Genomic DNA, 15217 nt, shown 5'->3' with positions numbered 1-15217 from the left:
CGTTCAGACGCCCTCCTTCGACACTGCGTAACGAACAAACCGAAGCAAAGCAGACAGCCAAACCAACCTCAAAACCGGACATTTCTATTTAGCTGGCGCCACGACATCTTGAAATGGCCATGACAAAAGCTTGTAGCGGCTAGATAGTAATGTCCGCTTTTAGCTACATAGAAATGTCCGCTTTGATGGCCAGTAAGCTGACCAGTCGCCGGGACTCCGGCGCTGGAGGCGTCGATGGCCGCAACAGAGCGGATAACGATGACGATGCGAGAGCTGGACAGATTCAAGGTGATTCAGGACGTGGCGGACGGCAAGCTCAAGCCGTGGCGCGCGGCTGAGCGACTGGAGTTGACGACGCGGCAGATTCGGCGGCTGGTCGCCAAGCTGCGCGAGCACGGTGCGGCTGGTTTGGTGTCGGGGCATCGTTCGAAGCCGGGTAATCGTCGTTTGGATGCAGGAACGGCCGACCGGGCGCTCTCGATCATCCGCGACCGTTACGCCGATTTTGGCCCGACGCTGGCCTGCGAGAAGCTGTGGGAGTGCCACGGAATTCGCCTGGCCAAGGAGACGGTGCGGCGGTTGATGACGGACGCCGGGCTATGGATTCCGCGCCGGCAACGCCCGCCGAAGGTCTACCAGCCGCACACACGACGCACATGCCTGGCCGAACCGATCCAGATCGACGGCAGCGTCAGCGCTCGGCAGTCTCCCTGTTCCGGACGCTGCCCAGAAACCGCGTCAGCTCCACCGTCTGCGGCCGCTCGAAGATCTCTTCGGCCGTCCCCGTCTCCCACACCCTGCCCTGGTGCATGAACACGATCCTGTCGCTGACCGCACGCGCGAAGTTCATCTCGTGCGTGACCATGATCAGCGTCATGTCCTCGCGCGCGAGTTGCTCGACGACGCCCAGTACCTCGCCGACGAGCTCGGGATCGAGCGCGGACGTGATCTCGTCGCACAGCAGCACGCTCGGCTTCATCGCGAGCGCCCGCGCGATCGCGACGCGCTGTTGCTGGCCGCCCGACAGCTGTTCCGGAAACGCGTCGAACTTGTCGCCGAGGCCGACGCGCTCGAGCATCAATTCCGCGATCGCGCGCGCCTGCTCGCGATGCGCCTTCTTCACGACCGACTGTGCGAGCATCACGTTCTGTCCGGCGCTCAGGTGCGGAAACAGGTTGTATTGCTGGAACACCATCCCGACCTTGAGCCGCAGCGCACGCAGGTCCGCGTGCCGCGCATCGACGCGCGCGCCGTCGATCGAGATCGTGCCCGCGTCGATGCTCTCGAGCCCGTTGAGCGTGCGCAGCAACGTGCTCTTGCCCGAGCCGCTGCGGCCGATGATCGAGACGACCTGCCCGCGCTCGACGGAGAAATCGATCCCCTTGAGCACATGATGGGTGCCGAAGTTCTTTTCGAGACCACGGGTTTCAACGAGCGGCATGCCATCTCCTTTGCAACGTGCGCGCATAACGGGTAAGCGGATAACAGAGCGCGAAATAGATCAGCGCGACGAGCCCGTACACGACGAACGGCCGGAACGTCGCGTTCGAGATCGCGATGCCGACCTTCGTCAGCTCGGTGAAGCCGATGATCGACACCAGCGCCGTATCTTTCACGGCCTGCACGCCGAAGCCAACCGTCGGCGCGATCGCGATGCGCGCGGCCTGCGGGAGGATCACGTGACGCAACTGCTCGATATAGCTCATGGCCAGGCTCGCCGACGCCTCCCACTGCCCTTTCGGCACCGCCTCGACGCAGCCGCGCCAGATTTCGGCGAGATACGCACTGGTGAAGAACGTGAGCCCTGCCGTGGCCGCGACCCACGGCGGCACGTCGAGCCCGACGAGCGGCAGGCCGAAGAACACGATGAACAGTTGCATCAGCAACGGGGTGCCCTGGAAAACCTCGATGTACAGCTTCGCACTGCCGCGCAGCACCGTCGAACCCGACACGCGCATCACGAGCAGCCCCAGGCCGACGAGGCCGCCGGACAGGAACGATACGATCGACAGCACGATCGTCCAGCGCGCGGCCAGCAGCAGGTTGGCGAGAATCTGCCCGAACGTGAAATCGGTCATCGCGCACCTCGCACGCGACGGGAGAACAGGCGGCGCCCCATCGATCCGAGCGCGCCACGCAGCAGCAGCGCCATCGCCAGATACGCGAGCGTGATGACGAAATACGTCTCGAACGCACGGAAGTTGCGCGACTGAATGTAGCCGGCCGCATAGGTCAGATCGGCCACCGAGATCTGCGACACCACCGCCGAACCGAGCATCGTGATCACGATCTGGCTCGAGAGCGCGGGAAACACCTTGGCGAGCGCTTGCGGCAGCACGACGTGGCGCAGCATCTGCGCGCGCGACATCGCAAGCGCGGCTGCCGCCTCCAGATGCCCTTTCGGCACGGCGGCGACGCCCGCGCGCACGATCTCGACCGAGTACGCGCCGAGATTGAGCGTCATCGCGAGAATCGCGGCCGTGTATTCGTCGATGTGCACGCCGAGCGCGGGCAAGCCGAAGAAGATGAAGAACAGCTGGACAACGAACGGCGTATTGCGAATCGCCTCGACGTACGCGCCGATCAGCGGGCGAAATTGCACGGCCGCGCGCGCATCGGCGCTGTACGCGGCCGCGCCGAGCACGCCGAGCGCCACGCCGAGCACGGTCGCGACCGCGGTCAGCGCGAGCGTGATCGCCGCGCCGCTCGCGAACACGCCGGCGTATTCGGCGAGCTCGCCGAATTGAAGCTGGTAGCTCATGACGATTGAGTCAGTTCGGGTTCGGACAACGACACCCGCCGCGCCGGCGGCGCCGGCTGCGGCGATGTATCAGGCGGCACGACGATCCATCACAGGCCGGCCGGCAGCGGCTGGCCGAGCCATTTCCGCGACATCGCGCCCAGCGTGCCGTCCTGCTTCGCATGGGCGATCGCATCGTCGATCTTCGCGAGCAGGCGCGGTTCGTTCTTGTTGACGCCGACGAAGCACGGCGAATTCTTGATCACGAACTTGACCTCGGGCCGGCGCGGCGGATTCTTCGCCAGAATCGCCGCCGCGACGATGTTGCCGGCGGCGATCAGCTGCACTTGCCCCGACAGGAACGCCTGGATCGTCGCGTTGTTGTCCTCGAAGCGCTTGATCGTCGCATTCGGCGCAAGCTGCGACAGCGCGATCTCTTCCAGCGCGCCGCGCGTGGCGCCGACCGTCTTGCCGGTCAGGTCGGCGGGCGCGGCCACCTTCACGTCCGCCGGCCCGAACACGCCCTGGAAATACGGCGCGTACGCGCTCGAGAAGTCGATGACCTTCTCGCGCTCGGGCGTCTTGCCGAGCGACGAGATCACCATGTCGACCTTGTTGGTCGTCAGGTACGGAATCCGGTTCGCACTGTTCACGGGCACCAGCTTCAGCTTCACGCCGAGCGATTTGGCGAGCAGCTCGGCCATGTCGATGTCGTAGCCCTGCGGCTGCATGTCCGTGCCGACCGAGCCGAACGGCGGATAGTCTTCGGGTACCGCAACGCGTAGCGCGCCGCTTTTCGCGATGGTGTCGAGCGCGTCGGCATGCGCCGGCGCAGCGGCGAACAGCGCCATCACGGGGGCTGCGATCAGCGCAGCCAGCCAGGTGCGTCGGGGGAACGGTCGAGTCGTCGGGCTCACGGTGAATCTTCCTTGTCTGGTATGTCGTCGGGCAGCGCGCAACCGTTGCGCGGCCGGTGCAACTCCAGCAAAAACCGGGCCATCGCCATGAAACGCTTGCGGTACCGGCACGAGATGGCAATTCCGGCAACCCGTATTCCTCATTCCGGTGCATGGGCCGGCATCGGCGACAGCCGTTGCCCTCGCAGTGCGCGTCGGCGCACCAAATTAACTAACCGGTTCGCCCCGGGGAGTCGAGCGCAGGCGTATTGAACGTACGCCGGCCCCTGTTCATCGCCCCGGAGTGGGAACAAGAAATCGAAACGACAGTCGCGCACGCACGATATACGGGGTCGCACGCGCCTTGCAGGCCGACGCGCTTTGCGGCGCCCTCGCCGCGGCCCATATGCACGGATTCGAACAGGTTCAGTCCAAATTTGCATTCCGTTTGTGACGGGAATTACGGACGAATACGTTCGCGACATACCGTGCCGTTCGCCAGCATCGGCGAATCGCAAGCAGGATGGGCGGGCCGGATTTCGCGCCCTCCTTCTCCGGTACGAGGGGTTCCCGATCGTCTCGCGATCGGGATGAACGCAATCACATCAGAGCACGAGGACGCCATCATGGCATCGCTTCCCGAATCGTCGACAACGGGCGAAACCGACAAACGCAGCTGGCTCGAATCGCACGAGGCCGGCTATCACAAGACCCTCGGCAATCGACAGGTGCAGATGATCGCGATCGGCGGGGCCATCGGCACCGGTCTGTTCCTCGGCGCGGGCGGCCGTCTGCAGGCCGCCGGACCGTCGCTCGCGATCGTCTATCTGGTATGCGGCGCGTTCTCGTTCCTGATCCTTCGCGCGCTCGGCGAACTCGTGATGCATCGCCCCAGCAGCGGCAGCTTCGTGTCGTATGCGCGCGAATTCCTCGGCGAAAAGGCTTCGTTCGTCGCAGGCTGGATGTACTTCCTGAACTGGGCGATGACGGGCATCGTCGACATCACCGCCGTCGCGCTCTACATGCATTACTGGGCGCCGTTCGCGGGCGTGCCGCAATGGGTTTTCGCGCTCGTCGCGCTCTGCATCGTCGCGACGATGAACCTGATCGGCGTGAAGTGGTTCGCCGAGATGGAGTTCTGGTTCGCGCTGATCAAGGTCGCCGCGATCGTATTGTTTCTCGCGATCGGCTCCGCGCTTCTCGGCACGGGCGTGCAGGTCGCCGGCCACGACACCGGCATGCATCTGATCACCGACAACGGCGGGTTCTTTCCGCACGGACTGATGCCGGCGCTGGTGCTGGTGCAGGGCGTGGTGTTCGCGTTCGCGGGCGTCGAACTGGTGGGCACGGCCGCCGGCGAATGCAAGGATGCGCGCAAGGTGCTGCCGCGCGCGATCAACAACGTGATCTGGCGCATCGCGATCTTCTACGTCGCGTCGGTCGTCCTGCTGGTCTGCCTGCTGCCTTGGAGCGCGTACAAGGCGGGCCAGAGCCCGTTCGTCACGTTCTTCGGCGCGCTCGGCGTGCCGGGCATCGGCTCGGTGATGAACCTGGTGGTGCTGACGGCGGCGTTGTCGAGCCTCAACTCCGGCCTGTATTCGACCGGGCGCGTGTTGCGTTCGCTGTCGATGGGCGGATCGGCCCCTGCGTTCCTCGGGCGAATGAGCGCGCAATCCGTGCCGTATGCGGGCATTCTGGTGACGGTCGCGATCTATGTGGTCGGCGTACTGCTCAACTATTTCGTACCGTCAAGCGTGTTCGAGATCGTCCTGAACATCGCGTCGCTCGGCATCATCAGCACATGGGGCTTCATCGTCGTGTGCCAGATGAAGTTCCGCGCCGCGGTCAGGCGCGGCGAGGTGGACGACGTGCCGTTCAGGATGCCGGGCGCGCCCGTGACTTCGTGGCTCACGCTGCTGTTCCTGCTCGGCGTGCTGGTGCTGATGGCATTCGATTACCCGAACGGTACGTGGACGATCGCATCGATCCCGCTGGTCGCACTGCTGCTCGCGGCTGGCTGGAAGTGGCTGAGCAGCCGAGCGCGCCGCGGGTTGCTCAAGCCGACGATTCCGTCGGTCACGCTGACACGGCAAGTGCTCGAAAAGGGTAACGACTAAGCCGACGCGCGATTGGGGGCGGCCTCCGGCCCGAAACGCCGGCCATGGAGATTGCGGTCACACTCTCGGCCCGGTGAGTCGTTCGACGGAAATGTCGGCACTCGTACCGATGACGCAAACAATCCACGGCCGGCCATCCGACTGCGACCCGCCGGATTCGATCGGCGCAATCGACCGCTATCGCGCCCCCGCGCTCGACCTGTCCGCACATGCGCCGGATCGACGCGCACATGGCGCCAACGGTCGACAGGGTCGTTGCGGCATTACTCCGCCCCGCCGACCATCTGTCGACAACCCAAAAGACCACTTGTTGACGGGCAACCCTGCGCAGCACCGAAACTGCTTCAGCGGCCAGCAGCGGAAAGGTGCTCTTCAGAACGCGGGCCATTTTTCGGCGCAGAAAGCGGTTGCCTTCTTGCTCATATCCCGGCTCTTTCGGGAATTTCAGTCAACGCTTGTGGACGATCGAATCGAGCACGAAGCTGGTCGTCATGTTTTGCACACCGTCCATCGCACTGATCGTCGCCCAGATGTCGCTGATGCGCTCGTGCGTGGATGCCTCTATCTGCACCAGCAAATCGACCTCGCCGCTGAGGACCGCGCAATCGCGCACCTCGGCGATCCGCTCGAGTGCGGCAAGCACGTCCGCGCCGCGCATCCGGTCCTTGCGATAAACGAGCATCACGGCGCGCACCGGCGCGACATCGTCGGGCACTGCGAGCCGCACCGTGTAGCCTGCAATGATGTTCAGCGCTTCGAGCCGGTCGATCCGGTTCCGGACCGCCTGCCTGGACAAACCGATCCTGTCGGCCAGCACCGCGAGCGGAATTCGCGCATCGGCACACAATGCGTCGATTATCTTCTGGTCCAGGCCGTCGATCTTCATTGACCGAACCCGGTGTGCCCGGCGCCGCGTGCATCGACCGCGTCGCGCACTGCCGCGATGTGGCCGGGGCCGATTCCGCAACATCCGCCGACGATCCGCGCGCCCAGCGCAAGCCACTGCTCCGCCCATCTTGCATAACCGGGCGGATCGATGTCGGCGCGCAAACCGTGAAGTTCCTCGTTCGCACGCGCATCGGCGCGCTGAGGCGGAAATGCGTTCGCATATGCGCCGATTGATAGCGACGTTCCCGTTCGCGCGAGCGTGCGCTGCGCCGTCTCGATCGCCGCCCCCATCGCTTCCGGCTGGCTGCAGTTGAACAGCAGCGCGGTCGCGCGCGCGGACACGGCGGCGTCGATCGCTTCGTCAAGCGTCTGTCCCGATCGCAGTACCGGCGTGGCTCCTGCGTCGACGTCGTCGCGCAGCGTGAACGAGACCCAGAGCGGCTTCGGATTCGCACCGAGCGCGCGCCGGACTGCGTGGATCTCGTCGGTCAGGCTCTGTGTCTCGGCCAGCCACAGGTCGACGTACGGATCGAGCCCATCGACGAGCATCGCCAAAATTGCATCGGCGCGCGCCGCGTCGAACAGGTCGGGCCGGTACGATCCGCCCGTCGGCGGAAGCGATCCTGCGACGCGCACGGGCCGCGCTGCGCGGTCCGCCGCTTGCCGCGCGAGTTGCCCGGCAAGTGCCGCGAGCGCGACGCCGTCGCAACGAAATCGCTCCTCGCCGATATGGAACGGCACGACCGCATAGCTGTTCGCGGTGAGCACGTCGGCGCCTGCAGCGGCAAACGCGTCGTGCGCGAGACTGACGTAATGCGGCGCTTCCATCAGCGCGAGCGCCGACCATTCCGGCTGTCTGAACGGCGCCCCCATCCGCGCCAATTCGCGCCCCATGCCGCCGTCGAGTACTGTGATGTCATGCATAGTCCGTGCTCCGTCGTTGCAATCCGCGCATCTCGCGCTCGAATCGATTCAAAGGCCGGCGCGACGCGCGTGGGGCGTCGATCGAGCGTGCGCGCCGGTCCGTGTCAGATCTGCGCCAATGCTTGCGCGATATCGCTTTTCAGGTCGTCGATGTGCTCGATGCCGACCGAATAGCGGATGAAATTGAGCGGAATGTCGGCAGCACGCATTTGCTCTGCCGACATCGTGCCCGCCCACATGGATGCCGTATGGATCGCGAGCGAATCGACGCCGCCGAGATTGCCTGCATTCAACGGCACGCGCAGCGCCTCGACAAAGCGCTGCGCTTCGCCGTACCCTCCCCGCACGCCGAACGCCACCACACCGCCGAAACCGCGCATCTGCCGGCATGCGAGCCCATGCTGCGGATGGCTGCGCAGGCCCGGATAGAACACGCGCTCGACCTTCGCGTGCGCTTCGAGGAATTCGGCGAGCGCCTGAGCATTCGCGTTGATCCGCTCGACGCGCATCGGCAGCGTGCGCAGCCCGCGCAGCAGCAACCACGCGTCCATCGGCGACAGCACCGCCCCGAGCGTAATGTGCGTATGCCAGATCTGCTCGGCGAGCACGCGGCTCGTGCAGATCACGCCGCCGGTCAGGTCGTGATGGCCGCCCAGATACTTGGTGGCGCTGTGCACGACGATGTCGACACCGAGCCGGTGCGGCTGCTGGTTGACCGGCGACGCGAACGTGTTGTCCGCGAGTGTCAGGATGCCGCGGGCGCTTGCGATTTCGGTCACCGCGGCGATGTCGGTCACGAGCAGCAGCGGATTGACCGGCGACTCGAGCACGATCAGCCGCGTGTTCGGCCGAATCGCCCGATCGAACGCAGCCGCGTCGGTCTGGTCGACGAACGTCACCTCGACGCCGAACCGGCGCAGCATGTCGTCGAGCATTTTCGTGGTGCTCATGTAATGACGCGTCTGGCCGACGACGTGATCGCCGGCCTTCACGACACTGAGGATCGCGGTGGCGATCGCGCCCATTCCGGATGCCGTGACGAGCGCGGTCTCGGTGCCCTCGAGCTCCGCCATGATTGCCTTTACGCGCTCGTGAACCGGATTGCCGTAGCGGGTGTAGTTGCGCGGATGCTGCGGCACGCTCGACATCTCCGCGAATTCCTCGCTGCCGGCTGCCTTGAACACCGCCGAATAGTGAATCGCCGGCGCGACCGACTTCTCGTCGGTCACGTCGCGGTCCGCAGCCAGAGCCAGCGTTTCAAGCTTGTATCCCATGTCGTCCTCGGATCGTTCGTTGTGTCGCGTTCATGCGGTGCCGGTCAGGCACGCACGCTGCCCAGATGGCGATTCAGCAGACCTTCGACGCGTTTGAGCACGGTCGAAAGCACAGCCGTGATAGCGACGTACACGATGCCGGCCAGCATCAGCGCGTCGGTCGTATAGGTTTCGATGGAGATGCGCCGCGCGACACCGGTCAGGTCGAGCACGGTGATCGTGCTGGCCAGCGCGGTCGACTTCAGCTGCAGCACGATCTCGTTGCCGAGCGTCGGTGCGACGATGCCGATCGCGCGCGGGACGATCACGAACCAGGTCAGCATGAAGCGGCTCATCCCGAACGCGAGCGCGGCTTCCTTCTCGCCGGCGGGGACGCCGGCGATCCCGCCCCGGATGTCTTCCGCCATGTACGCCGCGAGGTTGAGCGTCAGCGCGCACAACGCACACGAGAACGATCCGCCGACCAGCAGCCACAGAGGCGACGCACGCACGATCGAGAACTGCGCGAGCCCGTAATACAGCACGAAAATCTGCACCAGCAGCGGCGTGCCGCGAAACACCGACATGAACAGGCGGCTCGGTGTCGACAGCCACCGGCACGCCGACGTGCGCGCGACAGCCAGCGGCACCGCGAGCGCGAACGCAAGCGTGCATGACAGCACCAGCAGCTCGAGCGTGATCCATATGCCGCGCGCGACGTCAGGGCCGGACTGCGCGATGAGGGAAAGAAAGTCGTTGATCACAAGGCCCTCCTCAGGTGCGTTTTGCGTAGCCGCGGCCCGCGATGCGCTCGAGCCACGCGAACACGGGATTCGATGCGGCGAGAAAGCCGAAATAGACGATGCCGACCGTCACGTAGAAGACGAATGGCTGCTTGGTGAACTGCGCGGCGATGTTGGCCTTGCGCAACATGTCCTCGAGCCCGACGATCGACACCAGCGACGTGTCCTTCAGCAAGTTCTGCCACATGTTGTTCAGGCTCGGCAGGCAGATGCGCCACGCCTGCGGCAGGCGCACGTGCCACAGTGTCTGCAGGCGTGTCAGCCCGTACGCGCGCGCGGCCTCGATCTGTCCGGCCGGCACCGCGATGAACGCGCCGCGGAACATCTCCGACGAGTAGGCGCCGAACACCACGGCGAGCGCGATCACGCCGGCGGAAAACGGGCTGATGACAATGGCGCCATCGAATTGCGCGTTGAGCAGATGCGACAGCCCGAAGTAGCAGATCAACAGGATCAGGAACTCGGGAATGCCGCGCAGGAAATTGGTCAGCGCATAGGTCGCATGTCTGAGCCACCCCAGGCTCGACAGTTTTGCCGATGCGCCGGCGATGCCGAGCAGCATGCCGACGCACAGCGCGGCGACTGCAAGCTCCAGCGTGACGAGCGCGCCAGCCGCGATCTGCGCGGCGTAGTTCACCAGGATGTCCATCGTGATATCGCTCCTTGTGAGCCCGGATCGCGCAGGCCGCCGTCCGGCGACCGCGCGGTCCCGATGCGCGGTTATTGCGGCGCGATGCTGAATGGGAAATAGCGCTTGTTGGCTGCGGCGAACGTGCCATCCGCCTGCACCTGCGCGATGCCCTTGTCGAACAGCGCCTTCAGCGGCGCGTCGCCCTTGCGTACCGCGATCGCCGTGCCGTCGCCGAAGATCTCCGCATCGGCGATCGGCTTGCCGACGAAGTCGAAGCCTTCCCGCCTGCCGGCCTTCGTCAGCCAGTCGTACGCGACCGTGTTGTCGGCAAACACCGCATCGACGCGCCCGGCCTCGAGATCGAGCCAAGCCTCGTCGAGCGTCTGGTAGACCTTCACGTTGATTCCCGACTTGCTCGCCGGCAGGCGGCGGCGCAGATAGGATTCATGCGTCGAGGCCGTCTGAACGCCGATCGTCCTGCCGCGCAGCGTGGCGGCATTGTCCGTGATGCCCGAGCCCTGCTTCGCGACGAGCTGCACGGGCGCCGTCGTGAAAATGCGCGTGAAGTCCACCGACTGCTCGCGCTCCGGCGTCTTCGACATTTGCGCGAGTACCGCATCGATCTGCTTTGCCTTGAGTGCTGGAATCAACGCGTCGAAATCCATCGTCACCCACTGACACTTGACCTTCAACGTGTCGCACATCTTCTTGCCGATATCGATCTCCATGCCCTGCAGCTTGCCGGATGCATCCTTGTATTCGAACGGCGCGTAATCGGCGAGCGTGCCGATCCGCACGACCTGCTCGGCATGCGCGACCGATCCGAGCAGCGCCGCGCCCACGCACAGCGACTGAAGCAGCTTCTTCATGGTTTCCCCTCCGGTTGATATTGAATCCGCATCAGATGATGCTGGACAGAAACTTCTGGAAACGCGGCGATTTCTGGCTCGCGAACACCTCATCGGGGCTGCCGTCTTCCTCGATTCGTCCCTGGTGGACGAACACGACGCGGTTCGCGACTTCGCGTGCAAACCCCATCTCGTGCGTGACGACGAGCATCGTGCGTCCCTCGTCGGCCAGCGAGCGCATCACTTTCAGCACTTCGCCGACGAGCTCGGGATCGAGCGCGGACGTCGGCTCGTCGAACAGCATCACGTCGGGGTCGGTCGCGAGTGCACGAGCAATCGCGACGCGCTGCTGCTGGCCGCCCGACAGCTGGTTCGGATAGTGGTCGCACTTGCCGGCGAGGCCGACCCGTTCGAGCATCGCGATCGCCTTGTCGCGGGCGTCGCGCTTCGGCACGCCGAGCACGCGCACCGGCACGAACATCACGTTCTGCAGCACGGTCATGTGCGCCCAGAGATTGAACTGCTGGAACACCATCGCGAGCTTGCGGCGCACGCGCATCACCTGCCGAGCATCGGCCGCGACGAGCGCGCCGTCGCGGCCCGCCGGCTTCAGCGCAAGCGTTTCGCCGTTCACGCAGATCCGGCCGCGGTCGGGCATTTCCAGCAAGTTGATGCACCTGAGGAACGTACTCTTGCCCGACCCGCTGCTGCCGAGGATCGACACAACCTCGTGATTCTTCGCGGTCAGCGAGATGCCCTTCAGCACCTCGACACCGCCGAACGACTTGTGAATATCCTCGACCACCAGCGCGTCTGCCGCCGGCTTGCATGCAGGAATTGCTGCTGGCATCCTCGACTCCTTCTTCGATACGTTTCACACACCGCTCCGGTTCGCGCCGCGCCGGCCCGCCAGGTGCCGGCGCTTGCGCATCAGCTCGACAGCCGCCGGTTGCGCCTGAAGCAGACCACCTTCGGCTGCGTCATTTCCGTCATCGCGAACCGAACGCCTTCGCGGCCCAGCGACCCATGCTTGAATCCACCGAACGGCATGCCGTCGAAGCGGTAATCGGACGAATCGTTGATCATCACGCCGCCCGCCTGCAGGCGCTCGGCCGCGCCGAGCGCCGCCTCCAGGCGGTTGGTGAACACGCCTGCATGCAGGCAGCTCTCCGACGCGTTGGCCGCGTCGAGCGCCTGCTGCAGGTCGGTGAATTTCTCGATCGTCACGACCGGCGCGAATACCTCGTCGGTCCATACCCGCGCGTCGTGCGGCACATCCGCGAGCACCGTCGGTTCATACAGCGCCCCGCGTCGCCGATGGCCGGTCAGCACTGTCGCACCGCCCGAGACTGCATCGTCGACCCAGCGTTCGATGCGGATCGCCTGTTCCTCGTCGATCATCGGCCCCACGTCGGTCGCATCGTCCAGCGGATCGCCGACGACCATCCTGCCGGTCAGCTCGACGAAATACCGGATGAACGGCTCGTACGCGGCCTCGGCGACGAAGATCCGTTGCGTACCGATGCAGTTTTGTCCCGCCGCCCAGAACGCGCCCGACACGCACGATTCGGCGGCATCCTTCAGGTCGCAGTCGGCCATGACGATCACCGGCGCATTTCCGCCCAGGTCCATCGCGATCTTCTTGAGTCCCGCATCGCGCGTGATGGCTTCGCCGGTCTGCGGGCCGCCGGTAAAGGTCACCATCCGGATCCGCCGGTCGCGCACCAGCGCGGACGCGATCTCCGCGCCGCCGTGCACGATCTGCAGCGCGTCACGCGGCGCACCGGCTTCCCACAGGGCCTCGACGAGCGCCTGTGCGGACAGAGGCGCGAGCAACGAGGGCTTCAGGATGGCAGCGTTGCCGGTCGCGATCGCCGGACCGAGCTTGTGTGCGACGAGGTTCAGCGGGTCGTTGAAGGGCGTGATCGCGAGAATCACGCCCAGCGGTTCCAGCGTGTAGTAGCCGCTGCGATTCTCCGAGCCGGGATACCCGTCGAACGGGATCGTCTCGCCGTTGAGTCGTTTCGCTTCCTCGCCCGACAGGCGCAGCGTGTTCACGCAGCGCGCGACTTCCTTGCGGGCCTGCCGCAGCGGCTTGCCCGCTTCGAGCGCGATCGTGCGTGCAAATGTCTCCGCGTGTGCCTCCACGCTCGCGGCTGCGCGAAACAGGATGTCGGCTCGCTGGCTGCGTGGCATGATTGCGGCCGCACGCGCGCCGTCGAGCGCGCGCTCGACGAGGGCCGGCGCCGCATCGGCCCGCGACAGACGGACCTGGCCGACGATCGAGCCGTCATACGGCGACCGGACATCGGCTACGCCGGCTCCCGTGCAGTCGGTCATCACCGCATCGCGCGCGCTCATGCCGCCACCTCGTGCGAGGCTGCGCGAATCCTGTCCGCCAGTTCGATCAGGTCGGAGAGGATCGCAAACGCCGTTTCCTCGCGCCCCGCGCCGGGTCCGCTGATCGTCACGCTGCCGAGCACGTCGGTGTCGAACGTGATCGCGTTCGTCACGCCGCTCGCGGCAAGCAATGGATGGCCGGCCGGCAGCTTGCGCGGTTCGACGCTCGCGGTGACGGTGCCGTCCGGATGGCGGACGGCAGATCCGATCAACCGCCAGGACATGCGCTCCGCCACCGCTGCGCGCACGTCGCGCTCAGTCAATTCCACGATGCCGCGGCACGTTACGTCGCCGCGCTTGAGGCCGGCATTCCACAGCGCGTTCGCCAGAATGACGACCTTCAGCTGTACGTCCGAACCGTTGACGTCGGCCGCCGGGTTCGCCTCCGCGTAGCCGCGCTGCTGCGCATCCCGGATCGCCGCATCGAAGCTCGCGCCGGCCTCGACCTCACCGAGCACGAAATTCGACGTGCCGTTCAGGATGCCGGCGAAGCCGTTGATGTCGCAGCCGCGCAGCGTCGTCGCGAGCTGCCGCAGCACCGGCGTGCCGCTCATCACCGTGCCCTCGTACATCACACAGGCACCCGATTGCGTGGCGATCCGCGCCAGTGCCGGCTGCGCGAGCGCGATCGGCCCCTTGTTGGTCGTGATCACGTGCTTGCCGCACTCGAGCGCGGTACGGCAATGCGACAGCGCAGGCTCACCGGTGTTCGGATCAGTGAAGGTCGCCTCGATGACGACATCCACGTGGTCCGATGCGATGGCCTTCAGCACCGCACCGAGGCCGACGTCCGGCGACACCCGCGTGCCGGGATCGCGACGCAGCGCTTCGGCATCGACGCCCCGCCGAGCGGTTTCGTCGAGGACGTCCAGCGCGATACCGCGAGGATTCGTCGCGATCCCGAGCCGCAGGTCGGCGACCATCGTCACCGATACGTCGAGTCCCGCCGCACCCAGCATCGCACGCTTCTTTTTGAGCAGTTCGACCAGTGCCTGATTGACTCCGCCGAAACCGACCAGTGCCAGTTTGAGTTCCATCTCGATCATCTCCTGTTCATTGACTACGTGACACAGGTTAGTCATGCGAATCGATTTTCAAATTAGGCTTTTCGCCCGATTCAAGGAGTCACCCGTTGCGGTTTGTCATGCGGGACGGGCGGATCGCCCGTTCCCGCGCGAAGCAAGCACGTCAGGTGGCCGGCGGTTCGTCGTCGCCGTCCTTGTCGACCGGCACGAACAGCCCGACCTTGACCGCGCTCAGCACGACGTTCGTGTTGATCCGGCGGATCATCGGGTTGCTCTGCATGATGCGTGCGGACAGCCGGTCGTACGCCTCGACGTCGTGTGCGGTGATGATCGCGATCAGGTCGACGGAGCCGGTCACGTAGTAGATCTGCTGGATTTCGTCATGCGCCTTCGACCACTCGCGGAATCTGGCGACCGTCTCGTAGTTTTCGCGTTCGATCTCGATTGCCGCAATGAACGTCATCGGCCTGCCGACCGCCGCGCGATCGACCACCGCGATTTCCGCCGAAATGATCTTTTCGGTGCGCATGCGCTTCAGCCGCTTTTGCACGGCCGATGTGGACAGACCGATCCGTTCGGCAATGGCGTCCGCAGTCGCGGTGCAATCGCGCTGGACGATATTCAGGATCTTGCGGTCGAAGGTATCGAGTGCGTCGGTCATGGCGTGGCCTGCCGGAGAACGGGTGCTTGCG

At 65.3% G+C, this 15217-nt stretch carries 15 protein-coding genes and 1 pseudogene; 2 read left to right on the top strand and 14 right to left on the bottom strand.

All coding sequences use genetic code 11. From position 1 onward, the window contains the following. Positions 1–234: 234 nt before the first annotated feature. Positions 235–690, top strand: a pseudogene (locus HWY45_RS31925) (helix-turn-helix domain-containing protein); the annotation flags it as partial. 1 nt (position 691) lies between these two features. Here the strand turns inward: HWY45_RS31925 and HWY45_RS31920 are convergent. The 4 genes from HWY45_RS31920 to HWY45_RS31905 form a co-directional block, all read right to left on the bottom strand. Then, a complete protein-coding gene (locus HWY45_RS31920) occupies positions 692–1441 on the bottom strand; it encodes an amino acid ABC transporter ATP-binding protein (protein ID WP_059881085.1) in 750 nt (249 codons plus the stop codon). Then, positions 1428–2078 carry an amino acid ABC transporter permease gene (locus HWY45_RS31915; RefSeq protein ID WP_059559144.1) on the bottom strand — a complete coding sequence of 217 codons (651 nt, stop codon included), beginning with the start codon at positions 2076–2078 and terminating at the stop codon, positions 1428–1430. Before HWY45_RS31915 ends, HWY45_RS31920 begins: the two co-directional genes overlap by 14 nt. After that, positions 2075–2761: an amino acid ABC transporter permease gene (locus tag HWY45_RS31910; protein WP_059805232.1), complete on the bottom strand. Its 687-nt coding sequence runs from the start codon at positions 2759–2761 to the stop codon at positions 2075–2077. The genes HWY45_RS31915 and HWY45_RS31910 overlap by 4 nt, the downstream gene beginning before the upstream one ends. A gap of 89 nt (positions 2762–2850) precedes the next feature. After that, entirely contained in the window at positions 2851–3657 is an 807-nt protein-coding gene (locus HWY45_RS31905) for a transporter substrate-binding domain-containing protein (RefSeq protein WP_059559136.1), read from the bottom strand. Between the two features lie 605 nt (positions 3658–4262). Between HWY45_RS31905 and ansP the strand changes: the two genes are divergently transcribed. Next, complete coding sequence (gene ansP, locus HWY45_RS31900) at positions 4263–5753, top strand: L-asparagine permease (protein ID WP_059881087.1); 1491 nt, start codon at positions 4263–4265, stop codon at positions 5751–5753. Between the two features lie 448 nt (positions 5754–6201). Here the strand turns inward: ansP and HWY45_RS31895 are convergent, their stop codons facing one another. The 10 genes from HWY45_RS31895 to HWY45_RS31850 all read right to left on the bottom strand — a co-directional run bounded on the left by HWY45_RS31895 (position 6202) and on the right by HWY45_RS31850 (position 15186). Further along, entirely contained in the window at positions 6202–6639 is a 438-nt protein-coding gene (locus tag HWY45_RS31895) for an Lrp/AsnC family transcriptional regulator (RefSeq protein ID WP_059881089.1), read from the bottom strand. Further along, positions 6636–7565 (bottom strand): homocysteine S-methyltransferase family protein, encoded by a 930-nt coding sequence (locus tag HWY45_RS31890; RefSeq protein WP_059805226.1) that lies wholly within the window; start codon positions 7563–7565, stop codon positions 6636–6638. The genes HWY45_RS31895 and HWY45_RS31890 overlap by 4 nt, the downstream gene beginning before the upstream one ends. Before the next feature lie 104 nt (positions 7566–7669). Then, the gene (locus tag HWY45_RS31885) at positions 7670–8839 is read right to left on the bottom strand and encodes a trans-sulfuration enzyme family protein (protein WP_059881091.1); all 1170 of its coding nucleotides are present in this window, start codon (positions 8837–8839) and stop codon (positions 7670–7672) included. A gap of 44 nt (positions 8840–8883) precedes the next feature. Next, positions 8884–9582, bottom strand: a complete 699-nt coding sequence (locus HWY45_RS31880; protein ID WP_059559121.1) for an ABC transporter permease — start codon at positions 9580–9582, stop codon at positions 8884–8886. 10 nt (positions 9583–9592) lie between these two features. Further along, the gene (locus tag HWY45_RS31875; protein ID WP_059881093.1) at positions 9593–10270 is read right to left on the bottom strand and encodes an ABC transporter permease; all 678 of its coding nucleotides are present in this window, start codon (positions 10268–10270) and stop codon (positions 9593–9595) included. A gap of 71 nt (positions 10271–10341) precedes the next feature. After that, the gene (locus tag HWY45_RS31870) at positions 10342–11121 is read right to left on the bottom strand and encodes a transporter substrate-binding domain-containing protein (RefSeq protein ID WP_059805213.1); all 780 of its coding nucleotides are present in this window, start codon (positions 11119–11121) and stop codon (positions 10342–10344) included. 31 nt (positions 11122–11152) lie between these two features. Then, positions 11153–11950 carry an ABC transporter ATP-binding protein gene (locus HWY45_RS31865; RefSeq protein ID WP_059559112.1) on the bottom strand — a complete coding sequence of 266 codons (798 nt, stop codon included), beginning with the start codon at positions 11948–11950 and terminating at the stop codon, positions 11153–11155. 80 nt (positions 11951–12030) lie between these two features. Further along, on the bottom strand, positions 12031–13461 hold the full coding sequence (locus HWY45_RS31860) for an aldehyde dehydrogenase family protein (RefSeq protein WP_059881095.1): 1431 nt from the start codon (positions 13459–13461) through the stop codon (positions 12031–12033). Next, on the bottom strand, positions 13458–14537 hold the full coding sequence (locus tag HWY45_RS31855; RefSeq protein ID WP_059881191.1) for a homoserine dehydrogenase: 1080 nt from the start codon (positions 14535–14537) through the stop codon (positions 13458–13460). The genes HWY45_RS31860 and HWY45_RS31855 overlap by 4 nt, the downstream gene beginning before the upstream one ends. A 151-nt stretch (positions 14538–14688) precedes the next feature. Continuing rightward, positions 14689–15186, bottom strand: a complete 498-nt coding sequence (locus HWY45_RS31850; RefSeq protein ID WP_059881097.1) for an Lrp/AsnC family transcriptional regulator — start codon at positions 15184–15186, stop codon at positions 14689–14691. Positions 15187–15217: the final 31 nt, after the last annotated feature.

Origin of the sequence: Burkholderia stagnalis (assembly GCF_902830275.1) — a bacterium.
Lineage (GTDB): Bacteria > Pseudomonadota > Gammaproteobacteria > Burkholderiales > Burkholderiaceae > Burkholderia > Burkholderia stagnalis.
The sequence above is the reverse complement of the archived record's forward strand: the minus strand, read 5'-3'. Positions and strand labels throughout refer to the sequence as shown.